This window comes from Streptosporangium canum (assembly GCF_900113865.1).
GTDB classification, from domain to species: domain Bacteria; phylum Actinomycetota; class Actinomycetes; order Streptosporangiales; family Streptosporangiaceae; genus Streptosporangium; species Streptosporangium canum.
The window spans coordinates 113,391-132,093 of record NZ_FOQY01000004.1; the positions used below are offsets into that span (position 1 = coordinate 113,391).

General features: G+C 73.1%; 14 protein-coding genes. 9 read left to right on the forward strand and 5 right to left on the reverse strand.

The window, feature by feature from the left end:
* Window positions 1–23: 23 nt before the first annotated feature.
* Complete coding sequence (locus BM085_RS07260) at window positions 24–722, reverse strand: hypothetical protein (protein WP_093886240.1); 699 nt, start codon at window positions 720–722, stop codon at window positions 24–26.
* A gap of 749 nt (window positions 723–1,471) precedes the next feature.
* On the opposite strand from BM085_RS07260, the gene BM085_RS07265 reads away from it, so the two are divergent.
* Window positions 1,472–2,524 (forward strand): MsnO8 family LLM class oxidoreductase, encoded by a 1,053-nt coding sequence (locus tag BM085_RS07265; protein ID WP_093886476.1) that lies wholly within the window; start codon window positions 1,472–1,474, stop codon window positions 2,522–2,524.
* Here BM085_RS07265 and BM085_RS07270 read toward each other — a convergent pair.
* Window positions 2,496–3,842: a hypothetical protein gene (locus tag BM085_RS07270; RefSeq protein WP_093886241.1), complete on the reverse strand. Its 1,347-nt coding sequence runs from the start codon at window positions 3,840–3,842 to the stop codon at window positions 2,496–2,498. The genes BM085_RS07265 and BM085_RS07270 overlap by 29 nt on opposite strands.
* Before the next feature lie 42 nt (window positions 3,843–3,884).
* Complete coding sequence (locus BM085_RS07275; RefSeq protein WP_093886242.1) at window positions 3,885–5,267, reverse strand: NsdA family TPR-like regulatory protein; 1,383 nt, start codon at window positions 5,265–5,267, stop codon at window positions 3,885–3,887.
* Window positions 5,268–5,667: 400 nt separating this feature from the next.
* Between BM085_RS07275 and BM085_RS07280 the strand changes: the two genes are divergently transcribed.
* The 7 genes from BM085_RS07280 to BM085_RS07310 are packed head-to-tail and all read left to right on the forward strand — an operon-like array spanning window position 5,668 to window position 14,959.
* Window positions 5,668–6,720, forward strand: coding sequence for a polyprenyl synthetase family protein (locus BM085_RS07280; protein WP_093886243.1), 1,053 nt, complete (start codon window positions 5,668–5,670; stop codon window positions 6,718–6,720).
* A 58-nt stretch (window positions 6,721–6,778) separates the two neighbouring features.
* Entirely contained in the window at window positions 6,779–7,699 is a 921-nt protein-coding gene (gene ispH, locus BM085_RS07285; protein WP_425443259.1) for a 4-hydroxy-3-methylbut-2-enyl diphosphate reductase, read from the forward strand.
* Between the two features lie 49 nt (window positions 7,700–7,748).
* Complete coding sequence (locus BM085_RS07290; RefSeq protein ID WP_093886245.1) at window positions 7,749–9,713, forward strand: 1-deoxy-D-xylulose-5-phosphate synthase; 1,965 nt, start codon at window positions 7,749–7,751, stop codon at window positions 9,711–9,713.
* A gap of 20 nt (window positions 9,714–9,733) precedes the next feature.
* Window positions 9,734–10,936: a flavodoxin-dependent (E)-4-hydroxy-3-methylbut-2-enyl-diphosphate synthase gene (ispG, locus tag BM085_RS07295; protein ID WP_218158654.1), complete on the forward strand. Its 1,203-nt coding sequence runs from the start codon at window positions 9,734–9,736 to the stop codon at window positions 10,934–10,936.
* Window positions 10,933–12,645 carry a prenyltransferase/squalene oxidase repeat-containing protein gene (locus tag BM085_RS07300; protein WP_093886246.1) on the forward strand — a complete coding sequence of 571 codons (1,713 nt, stop codon included), beginning with the start codon at window positions 10,933–10,935 and terminating at the stop codon, window positions 12,643–12,645. The genes ispG and BM085_RS07300 overlap by 4 nt, the downstream gene beginning before the upstream one ends.
* Window positions 12,646–12,700: 55 nt before the next feature.
* Complete coding sequence (locus tag BM085_RS07305) at window positions 12,701–14,017, forward strand: cytochrome P450 (protein WP_218158641.1); 1,317 nt, start codon at window positions 12,701–12,703, stop codon at window positions 14,015–14,017.
* Window positions 14,018–14,026: 9 nt separating this feature from the next.
* On the forward strand, window positions 14,027–14,959 hold the full coding sequence (locus BM085_RS07310; RefSeq protein ID WP_093886247.1) for a UbiA prenyltransferase family protein: 933 nt from the start codon (window positions 14,027–14,029) through the stop codon (window positions 14,957–14,959).
* A gap of 167 nt (window positions 14,960–15,126) precedes the next feature.
* On the opposite strand, the gene BM085_RS07315 is transcribed toward BM085_RS07310, so the two are convergent.
* Window positions 15,127–15,969, reverse strand: a complete 843-nt coding sequence (locus BM085_RS07315; protein WP_093886248.1) for an oxidoreductase — start codon at window positions 15,967–15,969, stop codon at window positions 15,127–15,129.
* A 67-nt stretch (window positions 15,970–16,036) separates the two neighbouring features.
* On the opposite strand from BM085_RS07315, the gene BM085_RS07320 reads away from it, so the two are divergent.
* On the forward strand, window positions 16,037–16,702 hold the full coding sequence (locus tag BM085_RS07320; protein WP_093886249.1) for a helix-turn-helix domain-containing protein: 666 nt from the start codon (window positions 16,037–16,039) through the stop codon (window positions 16,700–16,702).
* A 4-nt stretch (window positions 16,703–16,706) separates the two neighbouring features.
* Here the strand turns inward: BM085_RS07320 and BM085_RS07325 are convergent, their stop codons facing one another.
* On the reverse strand, window positions 16,707–18,428 hold the full coding sequence (locus tag BM085_RS07325) for a RyR domain-containing protein (RefSeq protein ID WP_093886250.1): 1,722 nt from the start codon (window positions 18,426–18,428) through the stop codon (window positions 16,707–16,709).
* Between the last annotated feature and the right edge of the window lie 275 nt (window positions 18,429–18,703).

Consider the following 18,703-nt stretch of genomic DNA (forward strand, 5'->3'; position numbering starts at 1 on the left):
AGATCTCGGGAAGCGCGCGGATCTCAGGCGGTGAGGTGGAGCTTCTGGTCGAAGACGCCCGAGTTGGCGACGGTCTCACCGAGAAGCTGGAAGGTGGCGCTGTAGGTGGCCGTGGAGGGGCACAGAAGGCTGCCGCTGTCCTTGTTGAGGGTGTAGTTGACCGCCCTGGCCTGGGCCTGGACCACCCCGGTGACCGGACGGTTGGGGTTGGTGGAGTTGAAGGCGTCCAGGACGAGGCTGTTTCCGGCGCCGGAGCCCTTGTAGGTGCAGCTGATGCTGCCGAACCAGCCGGTGCTCACCGAGGTGACCTTGACGCCGCTGATGGTTATGGTGCCGTCGCGTCCGTTGGGGAGAACCGGGGCGTAGGTGACGTTGCCGCCGTTCCAGGGGAGCCCGACCGCGGTCACGCTGGACTGGCCGCCGGCGCTGTTGGGGCACTGCGGGCCGGGGCTGTTGCTGAAGTTGTAGGCCGAGACGTTCAGCGCGGTGCCGTCCGACTGCACGGTGCCGTCGATGATGCCGACGTTGCAGGTGGCGGTGGCGAGTGTGGTGGTGATCGATACGCTGCCGAGCAGCGTCGCCCGGACCTTGCCGGAGTAGAGCGAGCCGAACTGATCGGTCCTGTGGATCTGGGTGGTGGCCGCCCAAGCGGAGGTCGGGACGAACGCGAGTGCCAGCACGACGGCGGTCACGGCGAGAACGAGATTTCGGAGGCGTTTCATCGACCACTCCTCTGTAATTTACCGGACATCGCGAGAGTAGATAGCCGCATATCGCCAGTCAATATCTTTGTGTCAAATACCTTGGTCAGACGACGATTTCGCACCGTAAATCCACGAGAATCTGTTGAGATAAGCACCGCACGATAAAAACCGCCGGCCGGTGAATCACCGGTAATCCCGCAGCTCCCGGAACACCGCGCGCAGAACCGCCCGCAAATGCTGTTCCAGCAGCTCAGCCCGGTGGCCGAACGGCAGCGAAGACCCCTTCCCCGAGCCCCGGCCTCCCACCCGGAGACCGTAAAGCACCGGACGGCGTCACGTTGATTCCAATCACGCCGGACCGCCTAATATGGCGCGACCGGCCGGGCCCCGGCGTGCCGCTCCGGGCACGGACACCCGGCCGGCGCACGACAAACAATTCGACCAGCGGAAATCCCCGCCGGCCTCTGCCGGCCGCCGCCGGCGATAAGGGGGTTTTCCGGATGATCCGCCAAAACAACCAAGCGCTTGAGTCAACGATTGCCCCGGCTCGCACGGTCGCGGCCCGCACGCCCTCCCGGTCCCCGGCGACGGCCTGATCCCGGCCGGCGCGGGAGGAGTCCCACCGAGTCTCCTCCCGCGCTCACACCCCCGCCTCCCTCGCTCACGCCCCCCGTCCGGATGTCCGGAGAACACCGCGAGGCCCGCGCGTCCGGGGCCTCCGGGAGCCGGCCGGGGAATCCCCTAAGGAGGAGGATGTTGAAGTGAGGGTGAACGCAGCACTTCAGGCGACGCGGTTCTCGATCCTGGACCGCTCCCTCACCCGCCGGGGGCACGACCACGCGCAGGCCCTGCGCGACACCGTGAGGTTCGCGCAGGAGACCGAAGCCCTGGGCTACCACCGCTTCTGGGTCTCGGAGCACCACGGGGTGCCCGGGGTGGCGGGCTCGGCGCCGACCGTCCTGGCCGCCGCCGTCGCCGCCGCGACCTCGCGCATCCGGGTCGGCACCGGTGGTGTGATGCTCCCCAACCACCGGCCGCTGGTCGTCGCCGAGCAGTTCGGCGTCCTCGAATCGCTCTACCCGGGCCGTATCGACATGGGCCTGGGCCGTTCGGTCGGCTTCACCGGCGGCATCCGGCGCGCACTCGGCCACGACAAGCACGACGCTGAGGACTTCGGCGACCAGCTGGCCGAGCTGCTCGGCTACTTCACCGGCGACCAGAAGGCGCATCCGGGCGTGCACGCGCTTCCGGCGGAAGGTCTGCGGGTGCCCGCGTACGTGCTCGCCACGGGCGCCGGCGCGGACATCGCCGCCGAGCACGGGCTGCCGCTGGTGATCGCGGCGGCGGGCGACCGGGAGCGCACGCTGCAGGCGATCGCCCGCTACCGCGGGCACTTCCGGCCCTCGGCCTGGTCGGCGCGGCCGTACGTCGTCGTCGCGGCCGACATCGCGGTCGCCGAGACCGCCGAGCGGGCCCGCCGGCTGCAGGTGCCCGAGGCGTGGGCGACCGCCTTCTCCCGCACCCGCGGGGTCTTCCCACCGCTCACCCCCGCCGGGGAGATCCTCGCCACGGACATGACGGACCGGGAACGCGCCCTCTTCGAGGAGGCGTTGCGGGGGCGGATCCACGGCACTCAGGACGAGGTCGCGGCCGCGGTGCGGGAACTGGTCGGGCGCAGCGGCGCCGATGAGGTGCTGGTCACCATGAACACCTTCGACCACGGTGAGCGGCTCGACTCCTACCGCCGGCTGGCCCGCCTGGCCGGCGCCGACGCGCCCGCCCCTCCCCCGGTCACGCTCGCGTGCGCGCCCGGCCGGTGACGATGTCGCTGGTGACCTGACGGTTGACGACGCTGAGCGGGCCCAGGCCGGACAGGACCGTGACGATCTGCTCAAAGAGCCCGGACGGCGCCGACCGTGCGCTGGTGAGAGCGACGGTGGCGGCCTCCCGCAGCCGGTCCGGGCACAGGTCGGCGACGCCGGTGACGACCTGCGCCGGGACGCCTGCCGGCTCGGCGAGGCGGACGACGTGCCGGGCGTCCGGGCAGCCTGCCCCCGCGGCGATGAGCAGGAGATCACTGGCGCCGGTGACGGCGGCGACGGCGCTCGCGCGGTCGGAGGCGTGGTAGCAGAAGTCACCGGGGTCGGGACCTCGCAGGGCGGGGAAGCGGGCGCGGAGGGCGGCGACGACGGGGGTGGCCTGCTCGATGGGGATGCCGGTCTGGACCAGGTAGGAGATCGCCTCCGGATCGGCCGGCCGGAGCCGCTCCACGTCGGCGGCGCTCTCCACCAGGACTGTCGATTCCGGGGCCTGGCCGAGGATGCCGGAGACGGCGGCGTCACCGGACCTGCCGATCACGACGGTGAGGTCGCCGCGTTCGGTGAAGCGCGCCACCTCCGTGTGGGCCGCGGCCACCAGGGGGCAGGTGGCGTCGATGATGGTCAGGCCACGGGCGGCGGCCTCGGCGCGCAGCGCCAGGGACACGCCGTGGGCGGGAAAGACGACGCCGGTCCCCTCCGGGAGCCGGTCGAGATCGGTGACCGTGGTGACGCCTTCGCGGGTCAGGGCCCCGGCCTGGTGGGGGTCGTCGGTGACGGGGCCGTAGCCGACCACCGCCTGGCCGCCGCCGGCCGTGTCCCGGGTGATCTCCAGGGCCCGCCGGGCACCGGGACAGGCCGGCCGGGTGGCGGCCAGCAGGACGCGGCGGCTGCGCATGGCGGCCTCCCACCGCCTCATCGCATCGCCGACCGCCTCGATGGCGGCGTGATCGTCGGGATGGACGGCGGCCGCGATCCCGGCGGCACGGCCGTCGCGTTCGAGGTAGGAGACGGCGAGCAGGTGGCCGCCGCGGGGAGCGGGCCGGTCGGCCGGGTGCGCGGTCAACGGCGCGTAGCGCACGCGCAGCCCGTCGCGGGCCAGCCCCGCGCCCAGGGCAGGCGCGGCCGGGCACTCGATCACCCCCCGGCCGGGGTGGGCGACGGAGGAGGCGACGACCACTCCTCCCCTGGGCACCTTCTGGCAGGCGAAACGTTCCCGGATCTTGGTCCTGTTCAAGGCGGTGTCCTCGGTCGTGCCGGAGGCCGAGCCACCGGCGCCGGATTCGGGTTCGGTGCGGGCTCGCGCGACCCGCCAGGCCATGGGTTCCCCGTGGGCGGGCCGGTACACGCGCCCGCCGCCGGTTCACATGGCCGCGGCGCGCTGCAGCACCCCTCTGGCGAGGGTGTTGCGCTGGTGGGGGCGGAGCCGCGCTTTGAGCGTCGCCAGGGCGGCGCGGGTCCGTCCGCTGCTCAGATGGGGATAGTCGTCGAGGAAGGTGTGCCAGGTGGCCGCGGCCTGCTCCAGATGCCCCTGGTCGAGGTAGAGCACCGCCAGGGTGGCGGAGGTGAGTGCGCGGGCCCGGCGTTCGGTGGCCGGGCGGTGACGTATGGAGGTGGTCAGGGCCTCGACGGCGGCGGGCCGGTCCTCCAGCGCGGTCAGCACCGCGGCGTGCTGGTGGGCGAGGGACGCCTGGTGGTAGGCCCCCACCGTCTCCGCGCCGGTCCCCGCCGTGGCGGCGGCGTGATCCAGGTGGTGCTCGGCCGCGCGGAGATGGGTCAGCGCGGCGCGGCACTCGCTCTGGCTCGCGGCCGCGGCGACGGCCGCCTGCCCGTGGAGGAAGGCCCGGGTGCCGGGCTCGATCGCCGCCGGGACGCCCGACAGGGCCGCTTCGGCCAGGTCGAGGGCGTGCCGGTGGTGTCCCAGGGTGTAGGCCTGAACCGACAGCGCCCGCAGCGTGACCGCGTAACCGACCGCGTCGCCGTTCTCGGCCGTGAGCCTCAGGGCCGCCTGGTAGTAGCGTTGCGCGGCTCCGTGGAGTTGCTCGTCGAAGCACATGAAACCGCACAGGTAGGTCAGCTCGGCGGCGATCGACAGCATCCTGCGGCGGGTGGCGGAGCTCATCCGGCACCGCAGCCACGGCACGACGTCCACGGCGAGATACCCCGACAGGGCCCGGCGGGCCTGGCCGCCGCCGAAGGCCGTGTCGGTGTAGGAGAACACCTGGGCCATCGCCGCGGCCGCCTCCACCTGCGGGGCGCCTATCCGCGGCGCCGGATCGCGGCCGCCGCCGGCGGTCAGCGCCGCCACCGTGGCGTCGGCCCAGCCGGGGACGGACAGCGCGGCCAGGTTGTAGACGCATTCCTCCAGCACCCGCCGCCGGCCGGGGCGGGGCCCGGCGTGCAGCTCGACCAGCCCGGCCAGGGCGTCCGCCTCCCACCAGGTCGCGCCGCCGGCATCGGCTCCGGCGGGGGCGCGGGGCTCCCGCTCCGGTCTGGCCAGGCCGATCGCGGCGGCGCTCAGGGGGCGTCCAAGCCGGCGCGACAGCGCCTCGGCCACCAGGTCCGGCACCGGAGAGCGCGGGCGCATGCCCGCCAGCCAGTGCGCGACCGCCGCCCGGCCGTACCTCAGCGTCACCCCCGCCTCGACGCCGAGATCGTTCACCGCGCCGGCCAGTTGCTGGCCGGTCCACCCGGTCTCGGTCAGCAGGGCCCGCAGCCGGACGTTGGGTCGGTGTCCTGTCGCCATCCGGGTCCTCTCACCCGGTGCGGCGACAATAGTCCTCCGTCCCCGGGTACAGGACCGGGCGGGCCGGCCGCCGGTGGGCGCCCGCCCGGGGACGGCCGTCCGGCTCACCGCTGCCATCTGCGACGACGGCGCGGACGCCGCTCCGGCCGTGCGGCTCTCCACCTTTTTTCCTTTCCTTCCACCGGCGGCCCGCAGGCGCGTTCCGCGGCCTCGGTCACCGGCGTGAAACACGGCCGGCAAATGAAACCGATCCCCCGGCGCCGGGGGGTTCCGAGACGTCGCGGCGGCGGCCGTACTGGAAATGAGCCTGCCCTTCATCGCAGGGACGCGGCGTCGGCCGCGTCCGCTCATACCGCTCCGGCGGCGCCCGGAAATCCGGAAAACAGGACAGTGGAAAGAGGTGAGTGTGGTGACGACCGCACCAGTGCTCGGCTTCACCGACAGCACCACGCGATCGGCACATGAGGTACTGGCCGCGGCCCAGGAGCTGGCCGGACCGGCTCACCGCGGCGCGGTGGACCGCCTGCCGGAGGAGATCCGCCACATCGCCGGTTACCACGCGGGCTGGTGGGACGCCGAAGGCCGCCCGCGACAGGGCGGCGGCAAGGCGGTCCGGCCGGCGCTGGTGCTGGCGTCGGCGTGGGCGGCCGGCGGCGAGGACGCGGCGGTCGTCCGGGCGGCGGTGCCCGCGGCGGTCGCGGTGGAGCTGGTTCACGACTTCTCGCTGCTGCACGACGACATCATGGACGGCGACCTGACCCGCAGGCACCGACCTGCCGCGTGGTCGGTGTTCGGGGTCGGTGAGGCCATCCTGGCCGGCGACGTGCTGCTGACGCTCGCCCTGGACCTGCTCGCCGGGAGCCCGGGCCTGAGGGTGCTGACCGGCTCACTGCTACGGCTGTGCTCGGGACAGAGCGCCGACCTGGCGTTCGAGTCCCGCACCGACGTCACCCTCGCCCAGTGCGTCGAGATGGCCGCGGGCAAGACCGGGGCGCTGCTGGGCTGCGCCTGCGAGATCGGTGCGCTGGCCGGCGGCGCCGATCAGGATCGCGCCGGGCTGTTCGGGCGGTTCGGCCGTCATCTCGGGCTGGCCTTCCAGCTCACGGACGACCTCCTGGGGATCTGGGGGGATCCCGCGGTCACCGGCAAACCCGTCTTCTCCGATCTGGCCGGCCGCAAGAAGTCCCTGCCGGTGGTCGCCGCCCTCACCTCGGGCACCCCCGCGGGCGAGCGGCTGGCCCGGCTGTACCACGGCGACCAGGTCCTGGACGAGCGGTCCCTCGCCCATGCCGCCGACCTCGTCGAGGCGGCCGGTGCCCGCGCCTGGGCACAGCGCGAGGCCGAGGCCAACCTCGCCGCCGCGCTGGCCTGCCTGCGGCAGGCCGACCCCGCCCCGGAAGCGGCCGGCGACCTCCGCCTGCTGGCCCAGCTGATCATCCGGCGGGACCGCTGACATGGCCGCCGACGACCTGGCCGCCACGACGACGCCCGCGGACGGCTCCGTCCGGACGGTGCTGCTGGCCTCGCCCCGCTCGCTGTGCGCCGGCGTCGAGCGGGCGATCGAGACCGTGGAGCGCGTCCTGGCCGTCCGCGGCGCCCCCGTTTACGTCCGTAAGCAGATCGTGCACAACGTTCACGTGGTCGCCGATCTACGGCGGCGCGGCGCCGTCTTCGTCGAGGAACTCGACGAGGTGCCCGACGGGGAGACGGTGGTGTTCTCCGCGCACGGCGTCTCCCCGGCGGTCCGGGCGCAGGCCGAGCGCAAGGGACTGCGGGTGGTCGACGCCACCTGCCCCCTGGTCACCAAGGTGCACGTCGAGGCCCGGCGCTTCGCGGCCCGTGGCGACACCGTCGTGCTGATCGGGCACGCCGGGCACGAGGAGGTCGAGGGCACCCTCGGCGAGGCGCCGCGGCAGAGCGTGCTGGTCCAGACCCCCGCCGAGGCGGCCGCCCTGGAGGTCGACGACCCCACCCGGGTGTCCTATCTGACCCAGACCACCCTGGCCGTGGACGAGACCTCCGAGGTGGTCGAAGCGCTGCGGGACCGGTTCCCGGCGCTCTCCGGGCCCGGCAGCGACGACATCTGCTACGCCACCACCAACCGGCAGCACGCCGTGGCGGGGATCGCCGCCGCCGCCGACCTGGTGCTGGTCGTCGGATCGGTCAACTCCTCCAACTCGGTACGGCTGGTCGAGCTCGCCCGGCGCCAGGGCACCCCGGCCCATCTGATCGACGACGCCGGCGGCATCGACCCCGGATGGCTCCGCGGGGCCCGCGTGATCGGCCTGAGCGCGGGCGCCTCGGCCCCGCACCACCTGGTGGAGGAGGTCATCGCCTTTCTCCGCGGCCTGGGGCCGCTGCGGGTCCAGGAGCACCGCCACACCACCGAAACCGTCCGCTTCGCCCCGCCCAAGGAAGTGCGTACGCCTTGACTTCCTCCCCACGGCTGAAGCCGGGGGTATCCACACTCAAGGAGATTCGATGAGCGCTGACATCGCCACCGCCGTCCCCCGCGCGAACCCGGACGCCGCCTCCGCCGCGAGAACGCCGACCGGCGCCGCCGGCACAGGCACGACGACCACGAGCGGCCTTCTCCCGCGGATCAACGGCCCCGGCGACCTGCGCCGCCTGCCACCGGGCCGGCTTCCCGAACTGGCCGGGGAGATCCGCCGGTTCCTGGTGGACAAGGTCAGCGCCACGGGAGGCCACCTGGGGCCCAACCTGGGAGCGGTGGAGCTCAGCATCGCGCTGCACCGGGTGTTCGCCTCGCCCCGGGACGCGATCGTGTTCGACACCGGCCACCAGGCCTACGTACACAAGATCCTCACCGGCCGCCAGGGCGGCTTCGACCGGCTGCGCCAGGCCGGCGGCCTGTCGGGGTATCCGAGCCGGGCGGAGTCGGTCCACGACATCGTCGAGAACTCCCACGCCTCGACCGCCCTGTCCTATGCCGACGGCCTGGCGAGGGCCTTCCAGCTCCGCGGCCACACGGACAGGCACGTGGTGGCGGTGATCGGGGACGGGGCGCTGACCGGCGGCCTGGCGCTGGAAGCGGTGAACAACCTCGGTGCCGCGCCCGGCCGTCCCGCGATCATCGTGCTCAACGACAACGGCCGCTCCTACGCCCCCACCGTCGGCGGGCTCGCGAGCCACCTCGCCGCCCTGCGCCGGTCCGGCCGGGGCTCCGGGGCCTCCTCCCCCCGGCCGGACGGCCCCAACGTGTTCGAAAGCCTGGGCTTGTCCTACCTGGGGCCGGTCGACGGTCACGACATCGACGCCCTGGAGGGAGCGCTGCGTCAGGCCCGTGCCCTGCGCCGGCCCGTGGTGGTGCACGCGGTGACGGTCAAGGGCAAGGGGTACGGCCCGGCCGAGAACGACAGGGCCGACCACATGCACGGGATCGGGGTGCTGGACCCGGCCACCGGTCGGCCGCGCGACGCGGCCGGCGCGGCGCCGCCGTCGTGGACGTCGCTGTTCGCCGACGAGATGACCGTGATCGGCGCCGCGCATCCCGGCGTGGTCGCGATCACGGCGGCGATGCCGGGCCCGACCGGGCTGGCCGAGTTCGCGACCAGGTTCCCGGACCGTTTCTTCGACGTCGGCATCGCCGAGCAGCACGCCGTCGCCTGCGCCGCGGGACTCGCCCTGAACGGCATGCATCCGATCGTCGCGATGTACGCGACCTTCTGCAACCGGGCCTTCGACCAGGCGCTGATGGACGTCGCCCTGCACCGGCTCCCCGTCACGTTCGTCCTGGACCGGGCCGGGATCACCGGACCGGACGGCCCCAGCCACCACGGCATGTGGGATCTGGTGCTGCTCGGCATGATCCCCGGACTGCGGATCGCCGCCCCCCGCGACGCGACCCGGCTGCGCGAGCTGCTCCACGAGGCCGTCGGCCACGACGGCGGGCCGACCGTGGTCCGCTATCCCAAGGCCAACGCCGGCCCCGACATCGCGGCGCCACGGCGGCTCGGCGGTCCGGACGGCGTCGACGTGCTGTCCCATACCGGCGACCAGGCCCTGCTCGTGGCCGTCGGGCCGCTCGCGGGACCGTGCGTGGCCGCCGCCACGCAGCTCCGGCAGCACGGGGTCGGTGTGACGGTGGTGGACCCGCGCTGGGTGACGCCGGTCTCCCCGGTGCTGGTCGAGCTGGCCGCCGCGCACCATCTGGTGGTCACGGCCGAGGACGGCCTGCGTACCGGCGGCGTCGGCACGGCGATCGCCGCCGCGTGCGCCGACGCCGGCCTGACGACGCCGGTGCGCGCCCTCGGCCTGCCGAGGGAGTTCGTCGGCCACGGTGAGCGCGCCCGCCTGCTGGCCGCCGCCGGCCTGGACCACCGCTCGATCACCGCCTCCGTGCTGGAGGCCGTCCGCCTGGGAGTCTCCGGACGCCCGGCCCCTTCACCGGCGCGCGGGGCCTGGCCGGTCGGAGGATGGTCATGAGCGCCCCCGTCCTCCTGGGCATGCCCGGTACCGGCGCCCCGCCCGCGGCCCCGCGCTCCCCCTCCCCTGCCTCCGCCGTCCTGCGGCCGCGCCGGGTGACCCGCCGGCTCCAGGTGGGCGGGGTCGCGGTGGGCGGGGGCGCCCCGGTGTCGGTGCAGTCGATGACCACCACCGTCACCGCCGACGTCGGCGCCACCCTCCAGCAGATCGCCGAGCTCACCGCCGCGGGCTGCGAGATCGTCCGCGTCGCCGTACCGTCCCAGGACGACGCCGACGCCCTGCCGCGGATCGCCAGGAAATCCACCATCCCGGTGATCGCCGACATCCACTTCCAGCCCAGATACGTCTTCGCCGCCATCGATGCCGGCTGTGCCGCGGTCCGCGTCAATCCCGGCAACATCAGGGCCTTCGACGACAAGGTGGGAGAGATCGCCCGTGCGGCCGGCGCGGCCGGGATCCCGATCCGGATCGGGGTCAACGCCGGCTCCCTCGACAGGCGGCTGCTGGCCAAGCACGGCCGGGCGACTCCCGAGGCGCTGGCCGAATCGGCCCTGTGGGAGTGCTCCCTGTTCGAGGAGCACGGCTTCGCCGACCTCAAGGTCTCCGTCAAGCACCACGACCCGCTGACCATGATCGCCGCCTACCGGGTGCTGGCCGCGTCCTGCGACTACCCTCTGCACCTCGGCGTCACCGAGGCCGGTCCCGCCTTCCAGGGCACCGTCAAGTCCGCCACCGCGTTCGGCGTCCTGCTGGCCGAGGGCATCGGCGACACCATCCGGGTCTCCCTGTCCGCTCCCCCGGTGGAAGAGGTCAGGGTCGGAGCGCAGATCCTGCAGTCCCTCGGGCTGCGTCCGCGCCGGCTGGAGATCGTCTCCTGCCCCTCCTGCGGCCGGGCGCAGGTCGACGTCTACCGGCTCACCGACCAGGTCGCCGCCGCCTTCGACGGGTTCCCCCTGCCCCTGCGGGTGGCCGTCATGGGCTGTGTCGTCAACGGACCCGGCGAAGCCCGCGAGGCCGATCTCGGCGTCGCGAGCGGCAACGGCAAGGGCCAGATCTTCGTCCGCGGCCGGGTCGTCGCCACCGTCCCGGAATCGAAGATCATCGAAGCTCTCGTCGAGGAGGCGACGCGCCTCGCCGAGCAGGCCGAGGCAGGCGACGACGTCCCGGAGCCCTCCGTGGGCGCCGGCCCCGAAGACACCCCACCCCCTCGGAGGAATGGATGAGCACCACGCGTACGGCACGTCCCGCCGGAGTCTCTCCCCAGGACCTTCTCGCCGAGATCGCCGTCGATCCCATGGGTCAGGTCACCGCCTCGGTCTACGAGACGGCCCGGCTGGTGGCGTCGGCGCCGTGGCTGAGCGGCCACCGGCGGCGGATCGAGTTCCTGATCCGGGGCCAGAACCCGGACGGCACCTGGGGCGGGCCGGGCCCCTACGTGCTGGTCCCCACCCTCAGCGCGGTCGAGGCCCTGCTCACGGTGGTGAGCGCCGCCCGGCACGGCGAGCGGGCCGTATCCGGCCACAGCGATGTCGCGGGCGCCGTGCACCGTGGCCTGCACGCGCTGTTCGCACGGCTGGACCCCCAGTCGAGAGCCGTCCTTCCGGACACCATCGGGGCGGAGTTCCTCATCCCCTGGCTCGTCGGCGAGATCAACCGGCATCTGGACGCGCTGGAGAAGCACCCCGTCCCCGGCCTGGACGCCTGGCACGGCTCGGGACGCCTGCACACACCCGACGGATGGGATTCGGCCCCCCTCGACCGGCTCCGCCACGCCGCCGGGCAGGGGCACACGCTGCCCCCGAAGGTCTGGCACTCCCTGGAGGCACTGGGAGGCATCGCCGTACAGGCTCCCCAGGTGCGCCCCGTCGGCGGGGCCGTGGGCTGCTCGCCGGCCGCCACCGCCGCCTGGCTGGGCGCCGGGGACGGCGACGGGGCGGGCACGGAGCGGCGTCGCGCGATCGAATACCTGCACACCGTGCAGGCCAGGCACGACGGCCCGGTGCCGGGCGTGACGCCGATCGGCGTCTTCGAGCGGGCCTGGGTGCTCTCGGCCCTGGCCGAGGCGTTCCCGGGCACCACGCCGCCCCGCGAGCTGGGCCACAGCCTGCACGCCGCCTTCGGCGACCTCGGCGTGCCCGCCGGCGCGGGCCTGCCGCCCGATTCGGACGACACCGCCGGGGCGCTCCACGCTCTGGCGCTCATCGGCAGGCCACGGTCCCCGGAATGCCTCTGGGCCTACGAGTCCGATACGCATTTCCGCTGCTTCACCGCCGAGCGCACCCCTTCCACCAGCACCAACGCCCACATCCTGATGGCCTTCGGGGACCACGAGGCCGGCGCGGCGGACGGGGCCCGCTACCGGCGGGCGATCGGCAAGATCTCCCAGTGGCTGCACGGGCAGCAGCGGCCCGACGGGAGCTGGATCGACAAATGGCACGCCTCCCCCTACTACGCCACGGTCTGCAGCGTCTCGGCCCTGGCCCGCCACGGGGACGCGTCATCCGCCGTGGCGCTGCGCGCGGCCGCCGAATGGGTGCTCGGCACCCAGCGCCACGACGGGTCATGGGGCCTGTGGTCCGGCACGTCCGAGGAGACCGCGTACGCGATGCAGACCCTGCTGCGGGCCCCCGGACGCGACGACGGCGCGGTGCGCCACGCCGTGCTGCGCGGCGACGCCTTCCTCGCCGCGCAGGACGACGTGGCCCACCGCGACCACGACGGCCCCGACGACCACGGCGGACCCGACACACCCGGCGGACACCATGGCGACGGCCGCCCCGGCGAGCACGACGGCCACGATCACCGAGGCGACGCCCGGCGGTACCCGCCCCTGTGGCACGACAAGGACCTCTACGCTCCCGTCGCGGTCATCCGGGCCGAGACGCTGGCCGCGCGCACCCTGGCCCGGACCCGGATCCTGGAGAGGCAGTGATGACATCCCCCGCACCCGGTGCTCTCCCCCCGGCAGGCGCGGAGGGGGTGGCGGCGTGAACCTCAACGGATACCGGTTCGCCCTGCGCACCCGGTCGTTCCTGGACGCCCACGCCGCCGACGGGACCGGCATGGTCGAGCTCGGCTCGGCGCCGGAGCCGCGACTGCTGGTCTGGCACCCCGAGACCGTCGGGGAGATCTTCCGCTCCGAGCAGCAGATGGTCCTGGAGGGCAGCGACACCCTGGGACCGCTGGTCGGCGCCCACTCCCTGCTCTTCGCCAACGGGCCACGGCACGCGGCCTACCGCAAGGTGGTGGGCACGGCGTTGCGCGGCCGTCAGCTGGCCGCCTACCACGGCACCATCCGTGACGCCGTCGACGCCGCGCTGGACGGGCTGGTCCCCGGCGAGGTGTTCTGCCTGCCCGAATGGACCCGTGAGCTGACTCTCCGGATCATCGGGCAGATCGTGCTCGGCCACGCCGGGCACGAGACGCTCGGCCCCTTCACGAGATGGGTGGAGTACACGCTCGGATCCCGGCCCCGCACCCTCGCCTACCGCCACCTGCGGGTGCCCGGGCCGCTGCCGTCGCCGTGGCGGACCTTCCGGCGGCGCAGGACGGAGATCGTCCACAGCCTCCTGGAGGCCGCGCGTCCCGCGACGGCGGCCGCGGGACCGTCCACGCTCGCCGCACGGCTGTCCGCCGGAAACGAGCCCCTCGGCCCCGTCGGCGACGAGGAGCTCTCCGACCAGCTGGTGTCGCTGCTGTTCGCCGGCCACGAGACGACCGCGTCCGCGATCGCCTGGACCCTGTTCTGGCTGCACCGGGACGACCGGGTCCGCCACGACGTCCAGGAGGAGCTGGCCGCGACCGGCGACGACGGCTCCACCGCCGAGAAGGTCCCCCTGCTGAACGCGGTGTGCCAGGAAGCCCTGCGGATCTCTCCCCCCGCCACGGTCGCCGGCAACCGGATGCTCACCGCCGACCGGCGGATGGCCGGCCGGCCCATGCCGGCGGGCACCCGCCTCACCCCGTGCATCGCCCTGGCCCATCGCAATCCGGAGGCCTACCCGCACCCGTGGCGCTTCGATCCCGCGCGGTTCCTGGACGCGCGGAGATCCGCCCAGGAGTACCTCCCCTTCGGCGGAGGGACCCGCCGGTGCCTCGGCGCGAACCTGGCCATGCTGGAGATGCGGATGGTCGTCGCCGCGGTGCTGCGCCGGCACGCTCTCCGCTGCCTCAACCCCGAGGCCGGGGTGCCGAACCCGCGCGGGCCCGCCATGGGTCCCGGGCCGCTCAGGATGGCGGTCGGCGGGTGCCCCCGGCGGTCCGGGACGGCCGCGGGCGCCCCCGTGACGAGAACCGAGGGATGAGGTGGACGCATGACCTCGCTGACCACGCGGAGCCGGCCGATGACGCAGGGACGGGCACTGATCCGCATCCACCGGCTCGAATACCCCTTCCCTGCGGTGTACGCGTGTCATGTGCTCTGGGGCGCCTGCTTCGCGGCGACCGACCCCCGGCAGCTGTTCACCGTGCCCGTACTGGTCACTCTCCTGGCCAACCTGCTCACCGTCGTCTCGCAGAATCCGCTCAACGCGGCGCTGGACATCCGCGCGGACACCCATACGCGGGGGAAGGACAGCATCGCCACCGCGACCCGGCGGCTCAGCCCGGCCGTGGCCTTCCGGTGCGCCGCGATCGAGAAGACGCTGGCACTGGCGCTGGCGACCGCGGTCTCGGTGGGACTCGGCCGCCCGGCGGTGGCGATCGGCGTGGGGCTGGCGATCGTCCTGCACCTGCTCTACAACCTCGAACCCGTCCGCCTGAAGCGGCGCGGCTTCGCCAACCCCGCCTACTCCGCCCTGACCTTCGCCTTCCTGCCCTGTGTGTCGACCTACTCGGCCCTCCGTCCGGACGTCCCCGCGCCCGTCTGGCTGGTGTTCGCCGGCCTGGCGGTGCTGTTGTTCGGACGCTCGCTGTGGTGGTCCATTCCGGACCTGGCCGGAGACGCCGCCGCCGGTGACCGCCCTCCCGCCGTACGGCACGGCGCCTACCGTTCCCTGCTGGTGGCCTGCGCGGCCACGGCGGGCGCGCTGATGCTCGCCGGGTGGGGCCTGTGGTGGCTCTACGGCCCGGCGTGGTCACTCCTGGGCGTCGCGGCCTGCGCCGCTTTCCTCATCGACAAGCTCGGCCTGCTGCCCGGCATCTCCGACGACAACCTTCCCGACGAGAGGACGATGCGTAAACGGAGCCTGTCCATGGTCCTGGCGGCCGACCTGCTGCTGGTGGTGATCCCCCTGGTGGCCGGATGAACCGCCACGGTCTGAATCCGGGACATGCCGAAGCCCAGGCACCGGCCCGGCCGGATACGGACGGCCGCGCCGTCCAGCCTTCCGAGGGGCGTCCGTTTCGGGCAGGCCGGTATCGGCGCCGACGCCGTGACGCTCCCGGACGAGGGGCCGTTGTCCGTGCCGACCCGTCAGCCTCGCAGGTCAGACAGGTCCTCGTCACTGAGGCTGAGATCGTTCGCCGCGAGGTTCTCCTCCAGGTGGTCGAGAGAACCGGTGCCCGGAATCGCCAGCACCGACGGCGACGTCGCCAGCAGCGCGGTGATCGCGACCTGCGCTGTGGTCGCGCCCAGGCGTGCCGCGACCTTGCCGAGCCGTTCGGCGTCGACTGGGCTGCCGCCACCGCCGAGCGGGAAGTACGGCACGTACGCGATACCCGCTTCCTCGCATTCCGCGAGCAGCTCCATGTCGCCGGTGTGCCGGTTCTGCACCGCCGTGACGGGCGCGATCGCCCGGGCCTCGGCGAACTGGGCGGCATCGACATTGCTGACGCCCAGGTGCCGGATCAGCCCCTCCGCCCGGAGCTCGGCCAGTACCGCGAACCGTTCGGCGATCGACTCGCCACCCGGCCCGGTCATCCCGCCCACCCGCAGATAGACCAGGTCGAGCCGGTCCAGCCCGAGGGAGCGCAGATCCGCCTCGACCAGGCCGCGCAGCTGATCGGGCGTCGCCTGCTCGCTCGGCACACCATCCGGCCCGCGCAGCGGCCCGACCTTCGTCGCGATCACCAGGTCGTCACGGTAGGGGGTCAGCGCCGTACGGATCGACTCGTTGGCCCACACCGCTCCCCTGCCGTAGAAGCCGGCCGTGTCGATGTGGTTCACGCCCAGCTCCACGGCGCGCCGGAGCACCGCGATGCCGCTCTCCTGGGCTCGCGGCGGGCCGCCGAAGGTGCCCATCGCCAGGCGCATCGCGCCGAAGCCGAGCCGGTTGACGGTCAGGTCCCCGCCGAGGGAGAAAGTCTTGATTGTCATAAGGCCCATGGTGTCCGTCGTCACGACGCCCGGCGAACTCGTGGCAGCTTGCTGCCAGACTGGCGGGATGCGGAACGAACAGGTGTTCTCCGTCCAAGGGGACGCGGAGTTGATCGCGCGTGCCGGTCATCTCTTCGAGTCCGCGTACACCGAGTTCCTGTGCGCCGCCCGGGACCTCAGGACCTGGTCGCAGCCGGAGGCCAGGGCTGCGGTCCTGAACAGGATGCGTGCCGCGGATTCCCCGGGCTTCACCTCTCGCAAGCTGCTCAGCCCGGTGGCGCTCGCCGAGGAGGAGGCCCGCGCGCACCTGCGGCTGGTGCGGAGCAAGGGGGCTCTGGTCCGGATCAGCGACTCGCCGCTGCCGCACGAGACCATCCTCATCGACCGGCGGGTGATGATCCTCGCCGGCCGGGAGACCCCCACCGGCCGTGAGTACACCGTGACGACGTCGCAGGTCCTGGTCGACGGCGTCCATTCGCTGTTCCAGGCGATCTGGGACAAATCTGTTGATCTCGATACCTATCTGCGCAGCGACGTCCCCCACCTCGACGCCGACGGCCGCCTGATCCTCGAAGCCCTCGGTTCGGGACTCACCGACGAGTCGGCGGCCAAACGGCTCGGCGTCTCGCTACGCACCTACCGGCGGCGCGTGGCCGAGCTGATGGCCAAGCTCGAGGCCGGCTCCCGCTTCCAGGCCGGGCTGCGGGCGGGCGAGCTGGGACTGCCCCGCTGACCGCTCACAGGGGGCTCCGCGGGACCTCCGGAGCGGCCCCCTCCAGGCGGACGATCTGGAAACCGGCCATGGCGAGCACGGCGGGCAGGTGGCGTATGACGTTGCGATCCTTCTCCTTGGCCGATTCGTGGAGGCGGGCCCAGTCCTCCATGTCGGGGTGGAGCTTGCGGACGGTGTCGCGGGAGGGGCCGTGGGTCCAGCCCTCCGCGGCGCGCTCGTCCATCCAGCGCCGGTGCTCCATGGCGGCGAGCCGCTCGATCTCCGCTTCGGTGAAGGCGAACCCGATCCCGGGGTCCACCCGTGAGGCGAGGACGGCCCCGACTGCCTTGAGCTTGCGGCCGATGTCCTGGGCCTGGCCGCGGTTGGCCCTCTTCAGGCCCTCGGGCAGCTTCGGCCAGGCGACCAGCGAGTCGTTGGTCTCCGGGGATTCGCCGCTCGTGAGGCAGTCGTAGACGTAGTTCTCATGGATGGTCCGCGCCAGCTGCTCGATGAGGTCCTCGGCGATCAGACGCGGATCACCGGCCTCCTCGGTGACGGCGAACACCCGCAGCAGACCGGCCAGGTCCTCCAGGAGGCTCACTCCCTGGAAGGCCTGATCGAACATTCCCTGCCGTTCGACCCGGATCACGAGCGAGCGCGGCGACCTGGTCCACAGCCGCAGGGTGGTCAGCGCGGTCTTCAGGGCCAGGTCCTCGTCGCGGTAGCACACGTACACCCGCTGCGGCACGTCGGCGGGGGTGTGTTCGCCGGAGTCGAGCAGGCGAGGGTGGACGGTCGTGAGGTCGAGGACGGAGTCGATGAATTCGCACCTGCGGCGGATGACGGACAGCGCCGCGTCGGCGTCCGCGTCGATGACGGTCACCGGCAGTCTCGGCTGGGACTGCGGAGACCGTAGCCGCCACCGCCGGGCCAGCCCGACGAGCAGCGCGCTGCCGAAGCCGTCGAGGCCGACAAGCGTGACGGGCAGGCATTCGTCGATGGGATCGCGGTCCAGCAGCACCCGGGCGGCGAGCTCGTCGAGGTTGAAGAAGTCCAGCCGGAGGCCGGGCGGGTCCACCACGCCCAGCCTGCGGGCACGCAGGGCCGCACAGAGATCGGGGTCGGAGATGAGGACGTAGGCCGCCAGCGGGCCGGCGGCGGACCGCCTGACCCTGTGGGCGGCCAGGGCGATCCCCGTGTTCGTGGAGCTGTCCTGCTCGCAGGCGTAGAGCACCTCGGCCCTGCCGACTCCCGCCGCCTTGAGCACGGCGGGGGTGCGGGCGTCGCCGACCACCTGGAGCACACGAGGGTCGTCCAGGACGGTGACGGGGGTGGAGGTGACCACCACGACGTCACGCCCGGCGGCGCGCAGCTTTTCGACCAGTCCCCGGGCCATCGGACCCTCCCCGCAGATCACGGCGTGCCGCCGCGCCTCCCGCGCCCGGATCCGCCGGATCTCGGCGGTGAGCATGAGCCGCGCCGCCTCGATCAGGGCGTAGATCGTCACGGCGGGCGCGATGAACCTGGCCAGTTCCAGCGTCCACGGCAGCGGGGTCATGCCGTCGAAGGGGGTGGGATCGAGGACGAACAGCTGGAGATCGTAATAGACGATGTCCAGCGGCGAGCGCGCGAACTCCGGCCGGGAGACCAGATAGGTCCGCATGCCGACATAGCCAAGGACGAAAGCCGCTACCGCCAGGAAGATGAACGCGATTCGGAGCCGGAAGGCGGCGAACGGTGTCTTCACTCATGCCTCACTCGTGGCGATATGGAAATGTGGCTAATCGTCTTAACAGCCCCCGAGCCGGTAACGATCGGCCCTCTCCACACTAATGGGAGGGCTCGGCGCACGACGTGGATACGGAGGAGCGGGGTCCGGGGATCACGACCCGGCCGCCGGACGGCCGGAAGGGGCGAGGGACGGCCACCGCATGATCATCGGTGTCCGCGGGGACGGCCGGCTGATGGGCGCAGCCTGGCCCCGGACCAGATGTCTCCAGCATCGGCCCAGGTGAAACGGGG